The sequence below is a fragment of the Amycolatopsis sp. NPDC104775 genome (assembly GCF_055583325.1).
On sequence record NZ_JBVJOE010000008.1, the window covers coordinates 85,524 to 106,658 of the forward strand.

The following is a 21,135-nucleotide window of genomic DNA, read 5'->3' on the forward strand; positions in this document are numbered from 1 at the left end:
GCTTCGGCAGCGCCGAATCGTTCCTGGCCGCTATTTGGCCAACCGGCAGGCCCGGCTCCGGATCTTCCGGAACTCGTGCACGGAGCCGAACGCGTGGTAGGACCACACAAAGCCGTCCGCGTGCGCGCCGAGATGCTGGAACTGTTCGACGGCTTCCTTGCCGCGGTTCAGTTCCACCAGCGCGCGGGCGGCGAAGGCGCGGCTGTCCCTCGCGTCCGGGGTGTCCTTCCCCTCGCCGTCGAGCCAGGGCAGCAGAGTGTCGAGTGCTTTCTCGACCCGCTTGTCCTGCCAAGGATTCTTGACGTCCGCGGCCCACAGTTCAAAGGCCGCCGCCAGCGGCAGCCAGGCCAGTTTGGGATGCTTCGCCGCGCCTTTCTCGGCGAACTCCCACATCAGCTCGTGCGAGCCGAACCACTTCGCACACCAGTACTGCAGCGCCCGGGCGTGCGCGCCGACGTGCAGCGGGTCGCGCGCCAGCACGCCGTCCCATACTTCCCGGAAATCCTCGGGCGAGTACTGGCGGCCCATCGCGATCGAACACCGCTTTTCCCACGGCGTCGGGTCCTCCGGGGCGAGTTTCGCGGCGATCTGGTTGGCTTCGTCGGCCTGTTCGAGGACGCGCTGGAAACCGGCGAATTGCTCCGCGCTGACCTGGCTCGCCCGCTGCGCGGTCCGGATCTGCCAGGCCACCTTGGTGAGCGAATCCGCGTGGACGATGGCGGCGTCCGCGTCGTCGGGACGGGCGGCGCGCCAGGCTTTCAACGCGGTGTCGTCGTCGGCCGCGGCCTCAGCGAGGACGCCCACCGCGATACTGCGGCGGTCCCAATCCGTGCCGATTCCGGCCAGCAAGTCGGCACCCGGCTGCCAGGCTCCGGCTTGGTAGGCGTCCCGGGCGGCGCGCACCAGTTCAGGCAGCACTTGGTCGTCGGTGATCTCGTCGTCCGCGGGCAGGCCGAAGCGGGACGCGTCGGTTTGCTTGAGCGACGGCGTGAGGTAGCGCGCGATGTCTTTCTGGCTGAGCGTGTCCATGAAGTCGGACGTGCTCATTCCACGCTGCTTCGCGTCTTTCGCGACCGCCTTCATCATCCGGCGGTATCTCGGAACGGTGTAGAGCTTGATGAATCCCAGCAAGGGGTTTCCTCCTCAGGAATGAACCGGGGCGAGCAACGCGCGGAGCGCGGCGGTGTCCCCGTCGATCGCCGCCTTGACGGCCGGCTCAAGTTCGGTGGCATACGGTTCGGCCAGTACCAGCTTCGCTGGACCAGACCAGGACAGCTCCCAATGCGCGGCGTCCACTTTGGCCAGCTGTGCATTGATCACAATGGACAGTCGACTGTGGACCTGCGTTCGGTAGAGCTCGCGCTTCGCTCGGGCTCCGGCCTCCGGCGGCGCGGTGGGATCGGCGATGTCTTCGAGGCGTCCGGCGTCGAGCAGGTCCAACAGCTCGTCGAGGCTGCGGCTGCGGCGGATCCGCAATGCTTCGACCTGGTTCTCGTTGCGCATGCCGACGTCGATCAGACTCTCCCAGTCGAGCTTCTTCTTCGAAGCCGCTCCCTCCGTGAAGCCAGTCGCCAGGACCGCTTCCAGCAGCTCTGTTGCGTTGCGGAGAAGTTCCGTCGCCGGCCGTTCGCCGCCGGGCGGCACGGGGATGTCCGGCGCGGCTTCGAGCAGCGCGATCCGTTCGGTGGTCGGCGGATGGCTGTCGTACTTCGAGGACGGTTGCGTGGGCGGATTCTCCCGCAGGGAAGCCATTTGCTCGACGCGTTTTTCGTCGGCGAGCAGCGACTGATAGCCCTCGGCCATCCGCTCCGGCAGATATCCGGCCGACCAGGCGATCGTCGCGTAGTGATCGAGGAAGAACTCCCAGGTCCGGTGGAGCACTTCGACCTCACGCAGCGCGCTGGTCGCGGCCGCGGTTCCGGCGACGCGCGCGGAAGCGGTGTCGGCGGCGAGTTCCTGTACCTGGCTCACCCGCGCCGAAACCTGGAAGTACAGGCTGGCGTACGCGCTGAAGATCGGCCGGACCAGCTGGCCCGACCAGCCCGACCGGTAAAGCCCGCCAACGACTCGCTCGATCGTCTGCCTTCCGCGATAAGTCGCGCCGGCGAACCGGGTGTGGCGATTGCTGTAGTGGCCGAGTTCGTGCCCGAGAATGGCCCGGAGCTGACCGGTTCGCAGCCCGGCGAAAAGCTGCGCGCCGATGAACATCCGCCGCCTGCGCACCCGCAGCCCCGCCCAGTGCGTCTCCTCGTGCACCGCCGCGTTGACCTCCGGCACCAGGTAGAGCTCGTCCGGCGGCCGGGTGCCGACTTCCTGGGAGAGTTCGCGGACGGCCGCCCACAGTCCAGGCTGTTCCTCGGGCGTGACGGGCACCCCGGGCACGGCGCCGGAGCGTCTCCGCTCGAACGTCAGCAGCGTGGTGATCAGCACGAACAGCACCGGGCCGACGAGGATGGCAAGCCGTTCCGCGTTGAACGGATTCTGCTGGAACACGGCGATCTCAAGCCAGACCAGCGCTGCGGCGACGGCGAGCACCAGCACCGGGAAACCGGCCAGCAGCAAGACAGCGAGCAACGCTCGCGAAGAGTTCTTCATCGAAAAAACGGAATCCTCCCCAAGACCGGCACCCTGGGCGAACCGGTCGTTCGTGCCCGATATCGACCGAAGCGCCGATTTCGTTTCATCCGTGCCCCGGTGCCGGAAAACCCGTTGTGGAGAGCGCCGCCGGTGCCGGATGCTGAGCGGGCAAACTTCGTTCCAGGAAAGGGAAGTCATGTACACGGCAGTGGACGGCGAGCGGGTTCCGATCCGGATGTGGGCAGATCCCGCGTCGGTCGAAGACCAAGCGATGCGGCAGCTGCGCAACGTCGCCAACCTGCCTTGGGTGCATGGCGTCGCGGTGATGCCGGACGTCCACTACGGCAAGGGCGCCACGGTCGGCAGCGTCATCGCGATGCGCGACGCGGTCTCCCCGGCCGCGGTCGGCGTCGACATCGGCTGCGGGATGAGTGCGGTGCGGACCTCGCTCACCGCGAGCGACCTGCCCGACGACCTCGGCAAGCTGCGCAAGCGGATCGAGGCGGCGGTCCCGGTCGGGTTCGGGCTGCACAAGACGCCGGTCAACACCGCGAAGGTGCACGGTGTCGGTGGCTGGGACACGTTCTGGAAATCGTTCGGCGATCTGCACGAAGGGGTCCAGGACCTCCACGACCGGGCGGCGCGGCAGATCGGCAGCCTCGGCGGCGGCAACCACTTCATCGAGGTCTGCCTCGAACAGGGCGGAGCCGACGAAGGCCGGGTCTGGCTGATGCTGCACTCGGGTTCGCGAAACATCGGCAAGGAACTCGCTGAGCGGCACATGGCGATCGCGCGGAAGCTCCCGCACAACCGCGATCTGCCGGACCCCGACCTCTCGGTGTTCGTGGCGAACACTCCGGAAATGCGGGCCTACCGGCGCGACTTGTTCTGGGCACAGGACTACGCGGCCCGGAACCGGGCGACGATGGTGGCGCTGGTGAAGCTCGCGGTCGCCGAGGTCATCCCGGGGACGACGTTCGATGACTCGATTTCGTGCCATCACAACTATGTCGCCGAGGAAACCTACGACGGCGTCGACCTGCTCGTCACCCGCAAGGGCGCGATCCGGGCCGGCTCCGGCGATCTCGGGATCATCCCCGGCAGCATGGGAACCGGGTCGTACATCGTGCGCGGGCTCGGCAACACCGCGTCGTTCGAATCCGCGTCACACGGCGCCGGACGGCGGATGTCGCGGACGAAGGCGCGCAAGACCTTCACCGCCGCCGACCTCGCCGCGCAGACCGCGGGCGTGGAATGCCGGAAGGACACCGGGGTCGTCGACGAGATCCCGGCCGCGTACAAGGACATCGAGACGGTGATCCAGGCACAGACCGATCTGGTCGAGGTGGTCGCCCACCTCAAGCAGGTCGTGTGCGTGAAGGGATGAGGGGTCTCCCGCGGGCGAATCGCGCTGGTTCGCCCGCGGGACCCGCTACCCTGAAATCATGAAAAGCTGGGGGGTGGCCGTCGCGCTGGTGGCGGCGGGAACGCTGCTGGCCGGATGCGACCAGGTCGATTCGGCGGTCAATCAGACGAATTCGGCGGTGGACAAGGTCTCCACGTGCGCCGAGGCGCTGGGACTGGCCGACCTGAACCCGTTGGTGGACGGCGAAAAGCTCAAGGCCCGCGCGCAGGACAAGGAACGGCGGCTGCGCGAGCTGGCCGCCGACGTCCAGGAGGAGGACGTCAAGAAGGCCCTGCTCGGCATGGCCGACTCGTACGTCCAGGTGCAGAAGGAGCACCTCGAGGACGCCGGGGTGATCGCCCGGTGGACCAAGCGCAACCTGGAGAAGCTCGACAGCCTGCGCAAAGCCTGCTCCTGACCTTCGCCCGCCCGCGTGGGAACCCTGACGGAATCTGATTCCCGCAGGGGCCCACTCACGGACGGTCCGGGTCGGTCGGCACTGCGCCTGCGCCGGGCAAACCCCATGTGGCTCGTTCGGCGCAGGTCAGCGGCGAGCCCGCACCGCGGCCGCCAGCGAAGGCGTCCGCACCGCGCTCCGGCGCAGCGTCCACACCAGTCCCAGCGCCGCCAGCGCCAGCCCGCCGAATCCGGCCGCCGCGAAACCCCAGGCCGGGCTCGAATGGTCGATCGCGAACCCGACCACCGGGCTGCCCGCGGCCAACCCGAGGCGGGTCGACGCGTCCTGCAGGCCCATCGCCTCGCCGCGGACGGCGGGCGGCGCGAGTTCGCTGACCGATTCCGTGGTGGCGGCGAGCGTCGGGGCGCACAGCAGGTTCGTCGGGATCAGCAGCAGCATCAGCAGCCACCACGGCTGCGTCGCGAGCCCGACCGGGATCACCAGCAGTGCCAGCAGGAGCATCAGCACTCCTTGCGGCAGCGATTTCCGCACCGCGCCGTGCACGATGCCGCCGATCATCGACGCCGCGCACATCACCGCGATGACCAGGCCGGTCCAGCCGACGTCGCCGTGCGAGCGCAGCGCTGCCAGCGTCGCGACCTCGGTGCCGACCAGGCAGAACAGCGTTCCGGCGGCGATCAGCAGGGTCGCCAGCAGCCGTCCGGTCAGCCACGACCGCAGCGGCGGCCGCGCGGTGCCTGCCGGGGCCAGTTCGTCCTCGTTCCGGATCGGCGGGTTGAGCAGGAAGATCAGCAGCGCGGTGAGGCCGAAGATGGTGCCGATGCCGCTCAGCGTCAGCGTCGCCGACAGCGACGAGATCGCCGCGATCCCGGCCGCCGGGCCGATCATGAACGACGCCTCGACCAGGATCGTGTCCAGCGAATACGCCGCGCGCCGCTGGTCAGCGGGCACGAGCGCGGCCAGGATCTGCCGTGCCAGCGAGCCCGCGGGCACCGACAGCACGCCGGCCGGAAGCGCGCACACCACCAGCGCCGCGTAAGAAAGATGGGGTGCGGCGAACCAGAACGCGGTGGACGACAGCCCGCACACCGCGACCACCGGGCGCAGGCCGTACCGGTCAATGGTGCGCCCGATCGTCGGCGCGCCGAGTGCCATCCCCAGCGTGACAGCCGCGCCGACGACGCCCGCCGCGCCATAGCCCCGGCCGAGCCCGCTGACGACGTACAGCGTCAGCGTCACGCCGGTCATCGTCATGGGCAGGCGCGCGAAGAACATCAGCGCCATCGACGGGCGGATTCCGGGGACGCTCAGGACGCGGCGATAGGGCTGCAACGGCACGTACCCCATGAGAGCAAGAGCTGGTACGGGCGTGCAACTTCTTTTCGTCACACCCGCTGAGCGGCACCCCGCGCCCGGCCGGGCAATCCGCGGGACTTCGGCGACCCGGAAAATGCGACCGCGACCTGGGTGCTAACTTCGTCGGCAACACGGAAAGACATTCTCGTCACCCATTCGCGAACAATTTTTCACTTTTTCGCGCCGACCTTGGAGTTTCCGGTCGAAGTGGCGGGGCCGCCTCAGGCAAAAGGGGAGCCGACCCGAATGCGGGCGGCGGTGCGTGCGTGGGGGACCCTCCACGGTCGGACGAGCGAGATCGCGCGTTCCGACGGGGTGATGAAGGTAATCGATCACGAACTACGCCTATGTGAGTGAGCGATACAGCCATTCGGGCAATTCGGCTACACTCAGTCAGATTCAAGTCGGCTATCCGTGATGGCCGGGGGACGCGCAAGCCGTCCACGTTAATCAATTGCGGGCTGGTTCCCGGTTCTTGGATTCGGCACGTAAGGGTTAGAAAAACTCCCTATCCGGTGATCGGCTGGTGTTAGTCCGACACGGCGGGTATCGATTTACCCGGCAGGTCCCAAAGGCCAGGGAGGTAAAGAATGAAAGGCAAGATCGGGCGGATCATCGCTGTGGTCGCCGCGGGCAGTCTGCTGGCCGCCGGCACTTCGGGGATGGCCGCCGCGAGCCCGGCGGGCGGCAAGGGGTCCTCGGCCACTCAAGCCGTCGCCGCGCAGGTCCTGCAGATGCGGGACGATCTGACCAAGGTGGCGTACGCGGGCGACGTCGCGAAGACGCGGGCGGACCTCACCCGGCTCAGCCCGGTGCTCGCGGACATCGCGGCGGGCAAGCGCTACCAGGTCCAATCCGAAACCCAGCAGCTCTCCTCAGCGGCGAAGCTCCGCGCGGACGAGTCCAACCGGCTGGTCAGCGACCCGAGGGCGACGCCGAGGCAACTGCCGCCGCTGCCGGTGCCGATCCCGGACCTGCCGGACCTTCCCGGACCGCTCAAGATCGTGAGCGACCTGGTCAAGGCCTTGCTCGCCGCGGTGACCGGCATCCTGGGCGGCCTGCTCGGCGGAGTTCCGGTGCCGCCGCTTCCGGTGCCCGTTCCGGTGCCGGGGACCTGAACGGCCTGAACAAGAGGGGGAAAGGCCCGGAGCCTGGTGCGATTCGCCGCGCCAGGCTCCGTTCCATGTCCAGGCTCGTGAGTGCGCGAGCCGGTTCTCAGCGGCCGCTCACGAGTGCTTCGCGAGTCCCACCCGCAGCGCACCGGCCATCTCGGCGATCGCCTCCCGGAACCGTGTCCCGACCCCGGCGAAGTTGAGGAATCCGTGGATCAGGTCGGCCTGCCTGCTGACCGCCACCGGAACACCCGCCGCCCGCAGTTTTTCCGCGTACGCCTCGCCTTCGTCGCGCAGCGGATCGAAGCCCGCGGTGACGATGTAGGCAGGCGGGAGTCCACTGTGGTCAGACGCGAGCAGCGGCGACATCCGCGGGTCGGCCTTGTCGACGCCCTCGGGTGCGTAATGCCCCTCGAACCACACCATCGCCTCGTCGGTGAGGAAAAGGTCCTCGCCGAAGATCTCGCGAGACCGGCGCCGGGTGGTGAAGTCGACCGCCGGGTAGATCAACAACTGGAACGCGGGGGCCGGGCCACCGCGACGGGTCGCCTCCAGCGCGACGACGGCGGACAGATTGCCGCCCGCACTGTCGCCGCCCACCGCGATCCGGTCGGGGTCCGCGCCGAGGTCGGCCGCCTTGGCGTGCGCGTAGTCGAACGCCGCCAGCGCATCCTCCACCGGCCCGGGGAACGGGCATTCCGGCGCGAGCCGGTACTCCACCGACAGCACCCGCACTCCGGCGTGTTTTGCGAGGTAGCGGGCGGCGTTGTCGTGTGTGGCCCGGCTTCCGATGACCCATCCGCCGCCGTGGAAGAACACCAGCAACGGCGACGGTTCCGGCAGCCCGGCCGGGGTGTACAGGGTCGCGTCGAGAGCCGCTTCGCCGGAAGGGATGGCGACGTCGCGGGTCGCGACGGGCTCGATCCGCTTGCCGTTCACCAGGTGCTGGCTCGCTTCCAGCAGGGCGCGCGACCGCTCGACCGATCCGTTGACCAGCGCCGCGCCGGAGAGCTTCTGCAGCCGGAGCAGCAGTTGGGCGTCAAGGGCGAGCTCCTGGCCGTCCAGGCGCAGCGGCGGCCCGGCGATCAGTCTGCGCACCGGCCTGGGCAGCCAGAACAACAACTGCGCGGCGGCAGCCTGAGCGCGGATCTGCGGCGGAATGGCCATCGTTCCTCCTCGAACGCCGGATGCGCCGAGGTTACTTGCCAGTAGGTACGTTGGTCCAGTCGGTGTGTGACTCAAGCCTCCGTCTCAGATCCTGGTCCTCCAGTTAGGTAGAGGGGTTAGCCTCGACCTGTGACTTCGGCGAAAAAGGTCAAGGTGCTGGGTATCGGCGGCTCGCTGCGCGAGGGCTCGCAATCCGAGCGAGCGTTGCGTATCGCGCTCGCCGCCGCCGAAGAACGCGGCGTCGTGACCGAGCTGATCCCGGGCCCCGAGCTGGTCCTGCCGTTCTACGACACCGCCACCCCGGAGCGGAACGAACGCGCGCGGAAGCTCATCGAGGGCGTGCGCCAGGCGGACGGGCTCATCGTCGTCTCGCCCGGCTATCACGGCGGGCTGTCCGGGCTGGTCAAGAACGCCCTGGACTACGTCGAAGACCTCCGCGACGACACCCGGCCTTACCTGGACGGACGAGCGGTCGGTCTCGCCGCCGTCGCCTACGGCTGGCAGGCCGCGGTCACCACGCTCGAACAACTCCGCACGATCACGCACGCGTTGCGCGGCTGGTCCACCCCGTTGGGTGGTTCGATCAACTCCGCCGAGACGAAATTCGACGAGGGCGGCGGCGCGTCCGACGAAAAGAGCGTCCGCACGCTGCGGCTGATCGGAGAGCAGGTCGCGGAGCACGCGTTGCTTCGCACACACTGAGGTTTCGCCTCCTCGCACCCCGGTTATTCCCGGGGTGATGACTGCCATGCCGGGGCACGGTTCCGCGGATGCGGAGCGTTGAACTCACTGAGACGCTGACTCCGGAGGCGTCCCGATGAGGAGGTAACACGCATGGCCGAGCCGATCTACACCGCCGTCGCGACCGCGCGAGGAGAAGGCCGCAACGGCGACGTCACGTCCTCGGACGGCGTGCTGGACGAGTCGCTGGCGATCCCCAAGGAGATGGGCGGTCCCGGCGGCGACAAAACCAATCCGGAGCAGCTGTTCGCCGCGGGATATTCCGCGTGCTTCCTGAGCGCTCTGCAGGCCGTGGCCCGGCAGGCGAAGATCGCGCTGCCGGCGGCGACGGTGACCGGAGCGGTCAGCGTGTTCAAGAAGGACGCCGGGTTCCAGCTCGGCGTGCGGCTCGACGTGTCGCTGCCCGGTTTGGCGAAGGCCGACGCCGACCAGCTGGTCGAGCAGGCGCACCAGGTCTGCCCGTACTCCAACGCGACCCGCGGCAACATCGAGGTGGAGCTGACCACCAGCGTCTGACCACCGGAGTCTGACCACCGCAGTCTGACCACCGTTTGACCAAGACCGAGGAGGGACACCCGAGATGACCACTTCTCCGATCAAGAGCCCGCTTTCCGACGCGGACAAGGAGATCACCGGCAACGCGCTGCAGGCGACGCTGACCGATCTGATCGACCTCTCGCTGACCGCGAAGCAGGCGCACTGGAACGTAGTGGGCCAGAACTTCCGCAGCGCGCACCTGCAGCTCGACGAGCTGGTGTCGACCGCGCGGCAGTACGTCGACGAGGTGGCCGAGCGCGCCGCCGCGATCGGGGTTTCGCCCAACGGCAAGGCGAAAACCGTCGTCGCGACCTCCGGTGCGCCCGAGTACCCGGACAACTGGCAGTCCGTCGACTCGACCATCGCCGCGATCGTCGACACCCTGGCGGCGCTGATCGAACGGCTCCGCAAGCGCATCGACGAGACCGACAAGAGCGACCTCGTGACGCAGGATCTGCTCATCGAGATCACCCGCGCGCTGGAAGAGGCGCACTGGATGTGGCAGGCGCAGCAGGCCTGACCCGCACTCCCCGGAAGAGCCGTCCGCCGTTGCCGCGGACGGCTCTTCCGCGTCCGCTGGTCGTCGAGGGTGTGCGGCAGTAGGTTCGCAACCATGGTGCTGCATCAGGGGAAACAAGATCGGGCAGACCGGAAGACCGGCACGAATCCGTTGTACGCCGGGAGCAATCCGGCGCTCGCCGCGGATTTCACGATGCCGCGCGACCGCCTGCGGGACGATTCGCTGCCGCCGGACACGGCGCTGCAGCTGGTACGCGACGAGCTGATGCTCGACGGCAACGCCCGACTCAACCTCGCCACGTTCGTCACGACGTGGATGGAGCCGCAGGCGCGCGAGCTGATGGCCGAATGCGTCGACAAGAACATGATCGACAAGGACGAGTACCCGCAGACCGCGGAACTCGAGCGGCGCTGCGTCAACATCCTCGCCGACCTGTGGCACGCTCCCGATCCGACCGACATCATGGGCTGCTCGACGACCGGGTCGTCCGAGGCCTGCATGCTCGCCGGAATGGCGTTGAAGCGGCGCTGGTCGAAGCTGGGCCGCAGCGGGAAGCCGAACCTGGTGATGGGCATCAACGTCCAGGTGTGCTGGGAAAAGTTCTGCGAATACTGGGAAGTCGAGCCGCGGTTCGTGCCGATGGAGGGCGACCGGTACCACCTGTCCGCGGAAGAAGCGGTGAAGCTCTGCGACGAGAACACCATCGGCGTCGTCGCGATCCTCGGCTCGACCTTCGACGGCAGCTACGAGCCGGTGGCGGAGGTCGCGGCCGCGCTCGACGCGCTGCAGGAGCGGACCGGCTGGGACATCCCCGTGCACGTCGACGGCGCGTCCGGCGCGATGATCGCCCCGTTCCTCGACGAGGACCTGGAATGGGACTTCCGGCTGCCGCGCGTCGCTTCGATCAACACTTCCGGGCACAAATACGGCCTCGTCTACCCCGGCGTCGGCTGGGTCGTGTGGCGCGACAAGGCGGCGCTGCCCGAGGAACTGGTGTTCAACGTCAATTACCTCGGCGGCGACATGCCGACCTTCGCGCTCAACTTCTCCCGCCCCGGCTCGGAAGTCGCCGCGCAGTACTACACGTTCGTCCGGCTGGGTCGCGAAGGTTTCCGTGCGGTGCAACAAGCTTCGCGCGACGTGGCGATGTACCTGGCCGAACAGATCTCCCAGCTGGAGCCGTTCGAACTGCTCACCCGAGGCGATCAGCTGCCGGTGTTCGCCTTCACCACCCGCTCGGACGTCACCGCGTTCAATGTTTTCGACGTTTCCCGCCGCCTGCGCGAACGCGGCTGGCTGGTGCCCGCGTACACGTTCCCGGCCAACCGCACCGACCTGGCCGTGCTGCGCGTCGTCGTCCGCAACGGCTTCACGCACGACCTCGCTGACCTGCTGCTCGCCGACCTCAAGCGGGTACTTCCGGAACTGAACCGCCAGCCGTCTCCGCAGCATGATCCCGCCGCGTCGACCGCTTTCCACCACTGACTGGCGAGTACTCTCCGCCTTCCTCCCCTCCGCCGCCCTCAACGGAGCGGCTTCGCCACGCAGTACTGTCTCTGTGCATGGGCCTCGCCAAAGACGAACGCCAAGCGCTGAGCGACCTCTTCGAGCAACTCGGCCCGGACGCCCCGACCCTGTGCGAAGGCTGGCAGACGCGGGACCTGGCCGCGCACCTGGTCGTGCGGGAACACCGGCCGGACGCGATGCCCGGGATCGTGGTGCCCGCACTCGCCGGGCATACGCGGAAAGTGCAGGACAAGGTCGCGGCACGCCCGTGGGACGATCTGGTCGCCCAAGTGCGCCGCGGCCCGTCCCGCTTCTGGCCGACGTCTCTCGGCCCGGTGGACGAGGCGGCGAACAGCGCTGAGTTCCTGGTGCACCACGAGGACGTCCGCCGAGCCCAACCGGGCTGGACCCCGCGCCCGGCTGATCCGTCGCGGGACGGAGCGGCCTGGAAGCTGGCGACGCGGATGGCGAAGCTGAACCTGCGCAAATCGCCGGTGGGAGTGGTGTTACGGACTCCGGATGGGCAGTCGGCTTCGGTGAAGTCGGGCGCGCCGGTGGTCAGTGTTGTCGGCGAGCCGGTGGAGCTGCTGCTGTTCGTCTTTGGGCGGGACGCGGTGCAGGTGACGTTTGAAGGCGACGAGGCAGCGGTGGAGCGGTTGAAGGGCGCTAAGCGCGGGCTGTGAGCGGGGCCGTCCAGGCGAACCTGGACGGCCCCAACCCATCAGCGCATTCCTAGCGCCCGCAAGGCGAAGTACACCTCAATGGACGTCTGTTTGATCGTCTCGGCGATCACCAGCGAGCCATGCCCCGCGTCGTACCGGTAGAACTCGTGCGGCGCGTTGCGCTTCGCGAGCCGGTCCAGGTAGTTCTCGATCTGCCGGATCGGGCATCGCGGGTCGTTGTCGCCCGCCAGGATCAGCACCGGGGCGGCGACGGCGTCCACGTACGTCAGCGGCGAGCACTCGCGGTACACCGCGGGCACGTCCTCCGGGGAGCCGCCGAACAGGGCGCGGTCGAACGAGCGCAGCTGCTCCATTTCGTCCTCGTAAGCGGCCACATAGTCGGCCACCGGCACGCCCGCGACACCGGCCGCCCAGCGCGTCGGCTGGGTGCCTAGGGCCAGCAGGGTCAGGTACCCGCCCCATGAAGCGCCGTTCACCACGCATTTGTCCTTATCGGACAGTCCACTTTCGACAGCCCAGTCGTGGACCGCGGCGACGTCTTCGAGTTCGGTCAGGCCCGGGCGGCCCTCGATGGCGTCCCGCCACGCCGAGCCGTAACCGGTGGAGCCGCGGTAGTTCACCTCGACCACGGCGAATCCGGCGTCCAGCCACGTCGCACGATAGGCGGAGAACCGGTCCTCGTCGGCCGCGTGCGGGCCGCCGTGCAGCGAAAACACCGTCGGCAACGGGCCCTCGGGGGCGTCCGCGGGCCGGGAAACCAGTGCGTGGATCCGGCCGCCGACCCCCTCGACGAACGCGTCGGTGACCGGCGACGAACCCGGTGCGCGTTCGCCCGGCGGGGTCAGCAGCACCGAGTCGGTGCCGTCAGCCGCACGGGCACGGACCGCGGCGGGCTCCGCGGCGCTGGACCACGAGTACTCGATGGTCCCGTCCGGTCGCACGCCCGCGCCGCCGATCCGCCCGGCCGGAGTGTCCACAGCGGACAGTTCACCGGTGTCGAGGTCGTAGCGGTACAACGAACTGCGTGCCTCGTGGAAGTGCACCACCAGCAGGGCGCGGGCGTCCGGATACCAGTCCGCGGCGACCTCGCCGGGCAGGTCGATCAGGAGTTCGGTCTCGGTGTCCGCCTGCACGTCCCACACCAGCAGTTCTTCGCGACCGCGGCGTTCGTGCAGGACCAGCAAGCGCTGGTCGCCCGGCAACGGCGAGAACTCCAGTGCCTGCAAGCCTTTTCCTTCGCCGTCCCACTTCTCCGCGACGGTGGTGAATCCGTCGGTGGACAGCACTCGCAACGCCGGGTGCCGCGAATCTCCGTGTTCGGAATGGGAAATGGCGAGCAGGCTTTCGTCGCGCGACATCGACGCGATTCCCGCGTCGTCGGCGTGCTGGTAAAAACGCTCGGTTACGCCGTCGATTTTCGCGAACAGTTCGCTGCCGTCGTCGGTCGAAACACCGGCCGCGATGACCCGGTGGCCGATTTCAAGTCCGGCCGGATATCCGTCGTGAATGTCGGGCAGTGCTTTGACGGCCGCGGAGCTGTCGCCGTCGAAGGGCTGGCTGCGCCAGGACCCGAACTCGTCGCCGTCGGTGTCGTCGAACCACCAGATGGCTGTTCCGTCGGGCGAGGGCGTCGCCTGCATGGTGCCGTTGGGCCGGTTGGTGACGCGCCGGTGACTGTCGGTGGCCCGGTCCCACGCGTAGACCTCCCACACGCCACTGGCGTTGGAGACGTACACGTTGGCATCGGGTGCGTCGCGAGCCCATTCGGGCACCGAGATGCGCGGCGCGTGGAACCGCGCCAGCCAGCGCTTTTCGGCTTCGGGGTCGTCGAACAGGCGGTCCGGGACCACCGCGGGCGGATTTTGGTTGCCTGACTGCGTGCTCACCCCTCGATCCTGCCACCTCTCACCCGTACTCTGTGCGGGGTGCTGGAGGGTTACGCGCCGGGCTACGCCCAAGACGCGCTGTCGATGATGAACACGCGCACAGCGAGTGACCGCGCCGCTTTCGCCCAACCGCTCTTCACCCCAGGCTCCCGCGTCCTGGACCTAGGCTGCGGCCAAGGCTCCATCACCGCGACCCTGGCCCCCGCCTGCCACGTCATCGGCGTAGACATCCACCACCCGCTACTCCCCACGACGTCCACAGTGGACTACCTAACCGCCACCGCCTACGCCCTCCCCCTCAAAACAGCCTCAATAGACGTGGTCTTCTCCCACGCCCTTTTCGAACACTTGGCAAACCCCCTAGCGGCCCTAGCGGAAATCCGCCGAGTCCTCCGCCCAGGCGGCCACCTGGCAATCTCCACCTCGGATTGGAGCCGCGCAAAAATCCGCCCCAGAACCGCAAACGTAGACGCCGCCCTGCGCGGCCACTACCTGCTACGCCGCCACCACGGCGGCGACCCCTTCTCCGGCCGCACCATCGCCGCAAAACTAGCCGCCGCAGGCTTCACCACCATCACCGAACGCTCGCGCTTCCGAGAAGACCTCTCCTACCGAGCCCTAGCCACCTACATAGAAGCCCGCCTAGCCGCCGCCCTGGCGGCACCCCCCACCAAGTTCCACGACCAACTAACCTCAGCCGCCCGCTCCGCCTGGTCCTGGACAAAATCCCCCGCCATAGGCGACTTCTGCCAATGCTGGCAAGAACTAACCGCCACCCGCTAACACCGCAAACGAAAACAATCCGCAACCCCCCACCTTCAGGGGCCTAACGGGCTCGTTTTCTGGCGGGCCCCACGATCCGCAACCGACTCACCTTCGGGGGTCCAGGGGGCGAGCCCCCTGGCGGGGGCCTGGGGGTCCGACCCCCAGAAGACACAACGAAGTGAGGGCCACGTGTCTGCGCTTTCTGCAGACACGCGGCCCTCACTCGCCAGTCGGGGTGGCGGGATTTGAACCCACGACCTCCTCGACCCGAACGAGGCACGCTACCAAGCTGCGCCACACCCCGAGGTACTGCTTAGCGGGTCGAGAGTAAGTCTAGCGGACGGGTTTCGCGGCTTTACGCGGGGCTGGTTTGCGGGGGTCGGAGGTGCCGGATCCGCGCGGGACCAGCGTCAATAGGCTCGCTTCCGGTGGGCAGGCGAAGCGGGCGGGGGCGTAGGGGGAGGTGCCGAGTCCGGCGGAGACGTGCAGCCACATGCGGGCTCCCCAGCGGGAGGCGCCGCGGGCGCGGCTGCGGTCGAGTTCGCAGTTGGTGATGATGGCGCCGTAGCCGGGGATGCGGAGCTGTCCGCCGTGGGTGTGGCCGGCGAGGACGAGGTCGTAGCCGTCGGTGGCGAAGGTGTCGAGGACGCGCGGTTCGGGGGAGTGGGTGACGCCGAGGCGGACGGCCGCGGTGCTGTCGGCGGGTCCGGCGATGTCGGAGTAGCGGTCGCGGTGGAGGTGCGGGTCGTCGACCCCGGCGGCGAAGACGGCGCGGCCGCCGACGTCGATGGTGCGGCGGACGTGGGTCAGGTCGACCCAGCCGTGCTCGAGGAAGGCGGCGCGGAGGTCGCGCCAGGGCAGCTGGGTGCCGTGGATGCGCTTCTTTTTGCCGCGGGGCATGAGGTAGCGCGCGGGGTTTTTGGGTTTGGGCGCGTAGTAGTCGTTGCTGCCGAAGACGAAGAGCCCGGGCCGGTCCAGCAGCGGTCCGAGCGCGCGGAGCACGGAGGGCACCGCGGTGCGGTGGGACAGGTTGTCGCCGGTGTTGACGACGAGGTCGGGGTCGAGCTCGTCGAGCGCGGCGACCCAGCGTTGTTTGGCGCGGTGGCCGGGAAGCATATGCAGGTCGGAGACGTGCAGGATGGTGAACGGCGGGGTGCCGGGCGCGAGTACGGGCAGTTCGGCGGTCCGCAGCGTGAAGCGGCGTCGTTCGATGCCGACGGCGTAACCGAGGGTGGCGGCCCCGAGGGCGATGGTCCCTGCGGCAAACCGCTTCGCGGTGCCCCCGGGCGGACTGGCGTTACCGAGCGTGCTCACATGTTCGAGGATACGTGTTCGATCAGGTCGTCCGCTGTGGCCGGTGCGGTTTAATTGTGCGGGCGTCCGAATTTTCTCGGCGATTCCGGGAAAAATGCCGCGGCGTCCCCTTTCGCCGCGCACTCCGGACATGCGAAACGGGGCGGGAGATCGCTTCTCCCGCCCCGTTTCACCGGATTCAGTTGGTGTAAGCCGGATCCTCCGGCGGCAGCGGAACGACCGGTTGGTCCTTCATGATGTTCGCCATCGCACCGAACCACGTCTGCGCCGGTGTCTTGCCACCGAACATGTTGCCCGTGCCGCACGTCGTCACGTCGCCGACGCCGTTGTAGCAAAGACCGCCGCTACCGCCCTCCGGGCGGAACACCATCGCCGCACCGGCCATCTGCGGGGTTCCGGCCACGAAGGTCGCCGAGCCGTTGTTCTGGGTCGTACCCGTCTTGCCCACGAGCGGACGGTTCCAGCCGACGGCCTCGGCGGCCTTGGCGGACGTGCCGCCGGGCTGGTCGTCCTTGCTCATTCCGACCGCCATGGTGTTCGCCAGGCCCTCCGGCACGACCTGCTCGCACGCCGCTTCCTTGATCGGCACCGGCTTGCCGTCGCGGTCGGTCACCGACGCCAGCGGGGTCGGCGGGCACCATTTGCCGCCGCTCAGGATGGTCGCGGCGACGTTCGCCAGTTCCAGGCCGCTCGTCGGGCTGAAACCGAGCGTGAACGCACCCGTGCCCGGGTAGCTGCCCTTGGGGCCGTAGGCCTGGGCCTGGCTCTGGTTCTTGTTCGGGTCGGTCGACTTCGGGTCGACCTTTCCGCCGCCGGTGGTGCTCGCCATCGTCTCGCGCATGCCCAGCTTGGACGCCATGTCGATGGCGGGGCCGGTGCTGCCGAGCTTGTCTTCCAGCGCCACGAACGCGGTGTTCGGCGAGGTCGCCAGCGCCATCTGCAACGACGCTGAATCGGGGTAGCTGTTGCTGGCGTTGCCCACGCAGTACCAGTGAGTGTTCGGTGCGCCGGTCGCCGGGCAGTGCGGCTGACTGCCGGTGAACACGTGCGAGACATAGCTGTTGCCGACCGGGATGTTGCTGTAGATCCCGGCGATGTGCTGGTTCAGCACCGCCGCGGTGGTGAAGATCTTGTAGCTCGACCCCGCGCCGCCGGTGTTGAACACACCGGACGGGAGCGCGTACGTCGTCTGCCCTTGATCCGCGTCGATGCCGTAGTCCCGGTTCGCCGCCAGTGCCACCACTTCATGCCGGTCCTTGCCGGGCCGGATCAGCGAGAGTGTGTTCGCGACGTTCTTCTGGGTTTTGTTCACCTGTGTCTCGGCCGAGACCTTCGCCTCGTGGTTGGCCTTCTCGTCCAGCGTCGTCTTGATCGTGTAGCCGCCGGTGTACAGCTGGTCCTTCGTCATTCCGGCCTTGATCAGGTAATCCTCGACGTACTGGCAGAAGAAGCCGTTCTCCGGTCCCGCGCCGGTGCAGTTCGACGCGGGCTTCTGCGGGGTGTCCGGCACTACGCCGAGCGGTTCCGCCTTGAACTTGTCCGCGTCCGCCTTCGCCAGTTTCTGGTTGCTGACCATGCGGTCGAGCACCAGGTTGCGCCGCTTCGTCGCCTTGTCCGGGTGGTTCCACGGGTCGAGGACGATCGGGTTGTTCACGATGCCGGCGAGCAGCGCGGCCTGCGGCACGGTCAGGTTCTCCGGCGTGGTGTTGAAGTAGGCGTGCGCGGCCGCTCCGACCCCATAGATCTTCCGGGAGAACTCGACGATGTTGAGGTAGCCGGCGAGGATCTGGTCCTTCGAGAGCTTGGTCTCGAGGTTGATCGCGATCCGGGCTTCCTTGAGCTTGCGCGAGAGCGACTGTTCCTGCGCCTTGGCCTGCCCGTTCTTGTCGTTCCGGTAGACGACGTTGATCAAATAGTTCTTCACGTACTGCTGCGTGATCGTCGAGGCGCCCTGCGTGTCCCCGCCCGCGGTGTTGGAGACGGCGGCGCGCAGCGTCCGGCCCCAGTTCACCCCGTGGTGCTCGTAGAACGCCTTGTCCTCGGCGGACAGCAGCGCCCACTTGAGCGCCGGGTTGATCTGGTCCGGGCGGACCGGGATGCGGTACTGGTCGTACAGCGTCGCGATCGGCTTGCCACCGGAGTCGGTGACAGTCGTCACCAGCGGCGGCGGGATGTCGGCGAGGTCGGAAGACGTTTTGTCGACCGTCTCGCTCGCCTGGTTGGACACGACACCCGCGGCGCCCACCACCGGGAACAGGATCCCCGCGACCAGCACCCCTGCCAGCAGGCACAGGCCGAGGAGCTTGAAAAGACCATCCGTTTTGCGCACGAAGGCCAGGGTACTGAAGGCCCGTGTCGCCTTCGTGACCTAACGCCCGCGCGCCCCCGGAAGCGATCATTAACGGGACCCCGTGACGTGACCTCAGGTAACGGAATGCATGCTAGGTCTCGACGGAGGGAACCGAGGGACCCTACAGTCCGTCAACGTCTCACGTAGATGCCGACAGACGGAGCAGTCCGGGTGGGAGCCTGGCTGGTCCGGAAAGCGGCAGCGGCACCGGGGAGGTGCCGTCACCGACGTGCGGCGCAGTGGGAAACGCTCGCGGGGGTGGGAGCGGGAGCTTCGCCTTCGCTGGTGCCATACACCAGATGAGGGAGCTGGGGGTATGCAAACCAATCAGGTTGGCTGGCGGGTCGACGCCTCGTGCCGGGACGCTGATCCCGACGGGTTGTTCGTGCGAGGCGCCGAACAGAACAGGGCGAAAGCCGTGTGCATGGGGTGCCCGGTCCGCACCGAATGCCTCGCCGAGGCACTCGACGGCCGGATCAATTTCGGGGTCTGGGGCGGGATGACGGAACGGGAGCGGCGCGCCCTGCTGCGCCGTCGTCCGGACGTGACCAGCTGGACTGACCTGCTCGAAGCGGCCAAGCGGGACGCGCTGGCCGCCGCGGCGGGCTGAGGCTTCTCGTGAGCGGCAATCCCGGGTAGCGCCGGGATTGCCGCTCACGACGCCAGTTTCACTCCGATGTCGCGCAGGCCTTCCAGGTCGTGCACGTCACCGGCGAGCGCGGGCACCCGGGTCAGCGGTACTTCCGGATGCGCGCGGGTGAAGCGCGCGAGCAGGCGGTTTTCCCGTTCGGCCAGCGCGACCCGGTCGGCGTGCAGCCGCAGCACGGCCTCGGCGAGCGGCGCGTTCTGCACCGACTCGGCGGCGGTCAGCGCTTCGGTCGCGGACAGCGGCGCGAGCACCGGGTGCGTGCGGTTGGCGACCAAGCCGGCCAGCGGCATTGACTCGCCGGCCAGGCGCTCCACGAAGTAGGACGCCTCGCGCAGCGCGTCCGGCTCCGGCGCGGCCACCACCAGGAACGACGTGCCCGACGACCGCAGCAGCTCGGCGGTCTTGCGCGCGCGTTCGCGGAATCCGCCGAACATGCTGTCGAAGGCCTGCATGAACGCCGACGCGTCGGCGAGCAGCTGACCGCCGATGATTGTCGACACGGCCTTCGCGAACATCGAGAACCCGGCGCTGACCACCTTGCGCAGACCCCAGCCGCCTGCCTTCGCCGGACCGGTGAGCAGCCGGATCATCCGGCCGTCGAGCGCGGTGGACAGCCGGGTCGGCGCGTCCAGGAAGTCGAGCGCGGACCGGCTCGGCGGCGTGTCGACGATGATCAGATCCCATTCGTCGGTCGCCGCGAGCTGGCCGAGCTTCTCCATCGCCATGTACTCCTGCGTGCCGGAGAACGACGTGGAAATGGTCTGGTAGAAGGGGTTCTGCAGCAGCTGCTCGGCCCGCTCCGGACCGGCGTGCACGCGCACCATGTCGTCGAACGTGCGGCGCATGTCGAGCATCATCGCCCACAGTTCGCCCTTGGGCTCGAAGCCCTCGACCCGCACCTGCTTCGGGTGATTGCCCAGTTCGCGCAGCCCGAGCGCCTGCGCCAGCCTGCGTGCCGGGTCGATCGTGAGCACCACGGTCTGCCTGCCGCGTTCGGCGGCCCGCAGCGCGAGCGCCGCCGCGGTGGTGGTCTTGCCGACGCCGCCGGAACCGCAGCACACGATCACGCGGCTGGCCGGGTCGTCGAGGAGGGCGTCGACGTCGAGCGCCGTGTCGGCGGGCATCAGCGCACCCCCTGTTCCTGCAGCGTTTCGGCGAGTTCGTAGAGCGCGGCGACGTCGATGCCGTCGGTGAGGTCCGGCAGCTCCAGCGTCGGCAGATCGGCCTCGGCGAGCTGTTCGCGGGCCCGCTGTTCGGCGGCGACGCGGACGGCGTGCTCCACGGTCTCCTCCACGAGCGCCTCCAGCGTCGCCTCCGGCAGGTTCAGCCCGGCCGAGGCGAGCCCGGAGCGCACCCGGTCGGCGTCCACCCGGCCGTCGGCGGCGGCGGTCACCGAGCGCGCGGGCAGCCGCGGTGGGCGGACCCGGTTCACCAGCACCGCGCCCGGCCGCAGGTCGGCTCCGTCCAGTTCGGCCACCGCCTCGACGGTCTCGCGCACCGGCATCTCCTCCAGCAGCGTGGTGAGGTGCACGGCGGTCTCGCCGGAATGCAGCAGCCGGACGACGCCGTCGGCCTGGCCGCGGATCGGGCCGGTCTTGGCCAGATCGGTGAGGGCCTTGGTGACGTCGAGGAACTTCACCACGCGCCCGGTCGGCGGCGAGTCGACCACGACCGCGTCGTAGGTGTGACGGCCGTCGGATTCCGTGCGCCCGACGCATTCCTTGATCTTGCCGGTGAGCAGCACGTCGCGAAGGCCCGGCGCGAGCGTGGTGGCGAACTCGATCGCCCCCATCCGGCGCAGCGTCCGCCCGGCGAAACCGAGGTTGTAGAACATTTCGAAGTATTCGAGCAGCGCTGCTTCGACGTCGATGTGCAGCGCGCGCAGTTCGCCGCCGCCGGGCACCGACGCGATCCGCTGTTCCGCGTACGGCAGCGGTTCGGTGTCGAAGAGCTGCGCGATTCCCTGGCGGCCCTCGACCTCGATCAGCAGGACCCGGCGGCCGCCCGCGGCGAGCGCGAGACCCAGCGCCGCGGCGAGCGTGGTCTTGCCGGTTCCGCCCTTGCCGGTGACGAAATGCAGCCGGGCCCTGGCGAGCTCGTCGGTCCAGCCAGCGGAGGGTGTGGTCACGTCCCCAACACTAAACCGGTG

Annotated in this window: 19 protein-coding genes and 1 tRNA gene; 10 read left to right on the forward strand and 10 right to left on the reverse strand. The window is 68.6% G+C overall.

Annotated features, from left to right (window positions below; all coding sequences use genetic code 11):
- Positions 1 to 30: 30 nt before the first annotated feature.
- Positions 31 to 1,131: a DUF4034 domain-containing protein gene (locus tag ACZ63D_RS30940; RefSeq protein ID WP_465357897.1), complete on the reverse strand. Its 1,101-nt coding sequence runs from the start codon at positions 1,129 to 1,131 to the stop codon at positions 31 to 33.
- Positions 1,132 to 1,143: 12 nt separating this feature from the next.
- Positions 1,144 to 2,595 carry a M48 family metallopeptidase gene (locus ACZ63D_RS30945; RefSeq protein WP_465357898.1) on the reverse strand — a complete coding sequence of 484 codons (1,452 nt, stop codon included), beginning with the start codon at positions 2,593 to 2,595 and terminating at the stop codon, positions 1,144 to 1,146.
- A gap of 178 nt (positions 2,596 to 2,773) precedes the next feature.
- Between ACZ63D_RS30945 and ACZ63D_RS30950 the strand changes: the two genes are divergently transcribed.
- Both ACZ63D_RS30950 and ACZ63D_RS30955 read left to right on the forward strand, forming a co-directional pair.
- Positions 2,774 to 3,964, forward strand: coding sequence for an RtcB family protein (locus tag ACZ63D_RS30950; RefSeq protein ID WP_465357899.1), 1,191 nt, complete (start codon positions 2,774 to 2,776; stop codon positions 3,962 to 3,964).
- Positions 3,965 to 4,022: 58 nt separating this feature from the next.
- Positions 4,023 to 4,400 carry a hypothetical protein gene (locus tag ACZ63D_RS30955; RefSeq protein ID WP_465357900.1) on the forward strand — a complete coding sequence of 126 codons (378 nt, stop codon included), beginning with the start codon at positions 4,023 to 4,025 and terminating at the stop codon, positions 4,398 to 4,400.
- A gap of 126 nt (positions 4,401 to 4,526) precedes the next feature.
- Here ACZ63D_RS30955 and ACZ63D_RS30960 read toward each other — a convergent pair whose 3' ends face one another.
- Positions 4,527 to 5,675 carry an MFS transporter gene (locus ACZ63D_RS30960; protein ID WP_465358175.1) on the reverse strand — a complete coding sequence of 383 codons (1,149 nt, stop codon included), beginning with the start codon at positions 5,673 to 5,675 and terminating at the stop codon, positions 4,527 to 4,529.
- Positions 5,676 to 6,346: 671 nt separating this feature from the next.
- Here ACZ63D_RS30960 and ACZ63D_RS30965 point away from each other — a divergent pair.
- Complete coding sequence (locus tag ACZ63D_RS30965; protein WP_465357901.1) at positions 6,347 to 6,874, forward strand: hypothetical protein; 528 nt, start codon at positions 6,347 to 6,349, stop codon at positions 6,872 to 6,874.
- A gap of 108 nt (positions 6,875 to 6,982) precedes the next feature.
- Here the strand turns inward: ACZ63D_RS30965 and ACZ63D_RS30970 are convergent, their stop codons facing one another.
- Positions 6,983 to 8,035 (reverse strand): alpha/beta hydrolase, encoded by a 1,053-nt coding sequence (locus ACZ63D_RS30970; RefSeq protein ID WP_465357902.1) that lies wholly within the window; start codon positions 8,033 to 8,035, stop codon positions 6,983 to 6,985.
- 129 nt (positions 8,036 to 8,164) lie between these two features.
- Between ACZ63D_RS30970 and ACZ63D_RS30975 the strand changes: the two genes are divergently transcribed.
- The 5 genes from ACZ63D_RS30975 (at position 8,165) to ACZ63D_RS30995 (ending at position 12,022) form a co-directional block, all read left to right on the forward strand.
- Positions 8,165 to 8,737, forward strand: a complete 573-nt coding sequence (locus ACZ63D_RS30975) for an NADPH-dependent FMN reductase (RefSeq protein ID WP_465357903.1) — start codon at positions 8,165 to 8,167, stop codon at positions 8,735 to 8,737.
- Between the two features lie 132 nt (positions 8,738 to 8,869).
- Entirely contained in the window at positions 8,870 to 9,292 is a 423-nt protein-coding gene (locus ACZ63D_RS30980) for an organic hydroperoxide resistance protein (RefSeq protein WP_465357904.1), read from the forward strand.
- Between the two features lie 64 nt (positions 9,293 to 9,356).
- Positions 9,357 to 9,833 carry a Dps family protein gene (locus ACZ63D_RS30985; RefSeq protein WP_465357905.1) on the forward strand — a complete coding sequence of 159 codons (477 nt, stop codon included), beginning with the start codon at positions 9,357 to 9,359 and terminating at the stop codon, positions 9,831 to 9,833.
- Between the two features lie 93 nt (positions 9,834 to 9,926).
- The gene (locus ACZ63D_RS30990) at positions 9,927 to 11,318 is read left to right on the forward strand and encodes a glutamate decarboxylase (protein WP_465357906.1); all 1,392 of its coding nucleotides are present in this window, start codon (positions 9,927 to 9,929) and stop codon (positions 11,316 to 11,318) included.
- A gap of 77 nt (positions 11,319 to 11,395) precedes the next feature.
- Positions 11,396 to 12,022, forward strand: a complete 627-nt coding sequence (locus ACZ63D_RS30995; protein ID WP_465357907.1) for a TIGR03085 family metal-binding protein — start codon at positions 11,396 to 11,398, stop codon at positions 12,020 to 12,022.
- 38 nt (positions 12,023 to 12,060) lie between these two features.
- Here ACZ63D_RS30995 and ACZ63D_RS31000 read toward each other — a convergent pair whose 3' ends face one another.
- Positions 12,061 to 13,908 carry a S9 family peptidase gene (locus tag ACZ63D_RS31000; RefSeq protein ID WP_465357908.1) on the reverse strand — a complete coding sequence of 616 codons (1,848 nt, stop codon included), beginning with the start codon at positions 13,906 to 13,908 and terminating at the stop codon, positions 12,061 to 12,063.
- A gap of 39 nt (positions 13,909 to 13,947) precedes the next feature.
- Between ACZ63D_RS31000 and ACZ63D_RS31005 the strand changes: the two genes are divergently transcribed.
- A complete protein-coding gene (locus tag ACZ63D_RS31005; RefSeq protein ID WP_465357909.1) occupies positions 13,948 to 14,691 on the forward strand; it encodes a methyltransferase domain-containing protein in 744 nt (247 codons plus the stop codon).
- Positions 14,692 to 14,903: 212 nt separating this feature from the next.
- Here ACZ63D_RS31005 and ACZ63D_RS31010 read toward each other — a convergent pair.
- The 3 genes from ACZ63D_RS31010 to ACZ63D_RS31020 all read right to left on the reverse strand — a co-directional run bounded on the left by ACZ63D_RS31010 (position 14,904) and on the right by ACZ63D_RS31020 (position 18,316).
- Positions 14,904 to 14,977, reverse strand: a tRNA-Pro gene (locus tag ACZ63D_RS31010).
- A gap of 29 nt (positions 14,978 to 15,006) precedes the next feature.
- Positions 15,007 to 15,987, reverse strand: coding sequence for a metallophosphoesterase (locus ACZ63D_RS31015; protein WP_465357910.1), 981 nt, complete (start codon positions 15,985 to 15,987; stop codon positions 15,007 to 15,009).
- A 178-nt stretch (positions 15,988 to 16,165) separates the two neighbouring features.
- Positions 16,166 to 18,316, reverse strand: a complete 2,151-nt coding sequence (locus tag ACZ63D_RS31020) for a transglycosylase domain-containing protein (RefSeq protein ID WP_465357911.1) — start codon at positions 18,314 to 18,316, stop codon at positions 16,166 to 16,168.
- A gap of 337 nt (positions 18,317 to 18,653) precedes the next feature.
- Here ACZ63D_RS31020 and ACZ63D_RS31025 point away from each other — a divergent pair, with 337 nt between their 5' ends.
- On the forward strand, positions 18,654 to 18,947 hold the full coding sequence (locus tag ACZ63D_RS31025; protein ID WP_020664154.1) for a WhiB family transcriptional regulator: 294 nt from the start codon (positions 18,654 to 18,656) through the stop codon (positions 18,945 to 18,947).
- Between the two features lie 44 nt (positions 18,948 to 18,991).
- Here the strand turns inward: ACZ63D_RS31025 and bagB are convergent, their stop codons facing one another.
- Both bagB and bagA read right to left on the reverse strand, forming a co-directional pair.
- Positions 18,992 to 20,110, reverse strand: a complete 1,119-nt coding sequence (gene bagB, locus ACZ63D_RS31030; protein ID WP_465357912.1) for an ATPase BagB — start codon at positions 20,108 to 20,110, stop codon at positions 18,992 to 18,994.
- Positions 20,110 to 21,114 (reverse strand): ATPase BagA, encoded by a 1,005-nt coding sequence (gene bagA, locus ACZ63D_RS31035; protein WP_465357913.1) that lies wholly within the window; start codon positions 21,112 to 21,114, stop codon positions 20,110 to 20,112. The genes bagB and bagA overlap by 1 nt, the downstream gene beginning before the upstream one ends.
- Between the last annotated feature and the right edge of the window lie 21 nt (positions 21,115 to 21,135).

What these genes read in the sequence shown, in the direction of transcription:
- ACZ63D_RS30945 (WP_465357898.1), bottom strand. Translation starts at nt 2,595, where the DNA reads ATGAAGAACTCTTCGCGAGCGTTGCTCGCTGTCTTGCTGCTGGCCGGT.
- ACZ63D_RS30950 (WP_465357899.1), top strand. Translation starts at nt 2,774, where the DNA reads ATGTACACGGCAGTGGACGGCGAGCGGGTTCCGATCCGGATGTGGGCA.
- ACZ63D_RS30955 (WP_465357900.1), top strand. Translation starts at nt 4,023, where the DNA reads ATGAAAAGCTGGGGGGTGGCCGTCGCGCTGGTGGCGGCGGGAACGCTG.
- ACZ63D_RS30960 (WP_465358175.1), bottom strand. Translation starts at nt 5,675, where the DNA reads ATGTTCTTCGCGCGCCTGCCCATGACGATGACCGGCGTGACGCTGACG.
- ACZ63D_RS30965 (WP_465357901.1), top strand. Translation starts at nt 6,347, where the DNA reads ATGAAAGGCAAGATCGGGCGGATCATCGCTGTGGTCGCCGCGGGCAGT.
- ACZ63D_RS30970 (WP_465357902.1), bottom strand. Translation starts at nt 8,035, where the DNA reads ATGGCCATTCCGCCGCAGATCCGCGCTCAGGCTGCCGCCGCGCAGTTG.
- ACZ63D_RS30980 (WP_465357904.1), top strand. Translation starts at nt 8,870, where the DNA reads ATGGCCGAGCCGATCTACACCGCCGTCGCGACCGCGCGAGGAGAAGGC.
- ACZ63D_RS30985 (WP_465357905.1), top strand. Translation starts at nt 9,357, where the DNA reads ATGACCACTTCTCCGATCAAGAGCCCGCTTTCCGACGCGGACAAGGAG.
- ACZ63D_RS30990 (WP_465357906.1), top strand. Translation starts at nt 9,927, where the DNA reads ATGGTGCTGCATCAGGGGAAACAAGATCGGGCAGACCGGAAGACCGGC.
- ACZ63D_RS30995 (WP_465357907.1), top strand. Translation starts at nt 11,396, where the DNA reads ATGGGCCTCGCCAAAGACGAACGCCAAGCGCTGAGCGACCTCTTCGAG.
- ACZ63D_RS31025 (WP_020664154.1), top strand. Translation starts at nt 18,654, where the DNA reads ATGCAAACCAATCAGGTTGGCTGGCGGGTCGACGCCTCGTGCCGGGAC.
- bagB (WP_465357912.1), bottom strand. Translation starts at nt 20,110, where the DNA reads ATGCCCGCCGACACGGCGCTCGACGTCGACGCCCTCCTCGACGACCCG.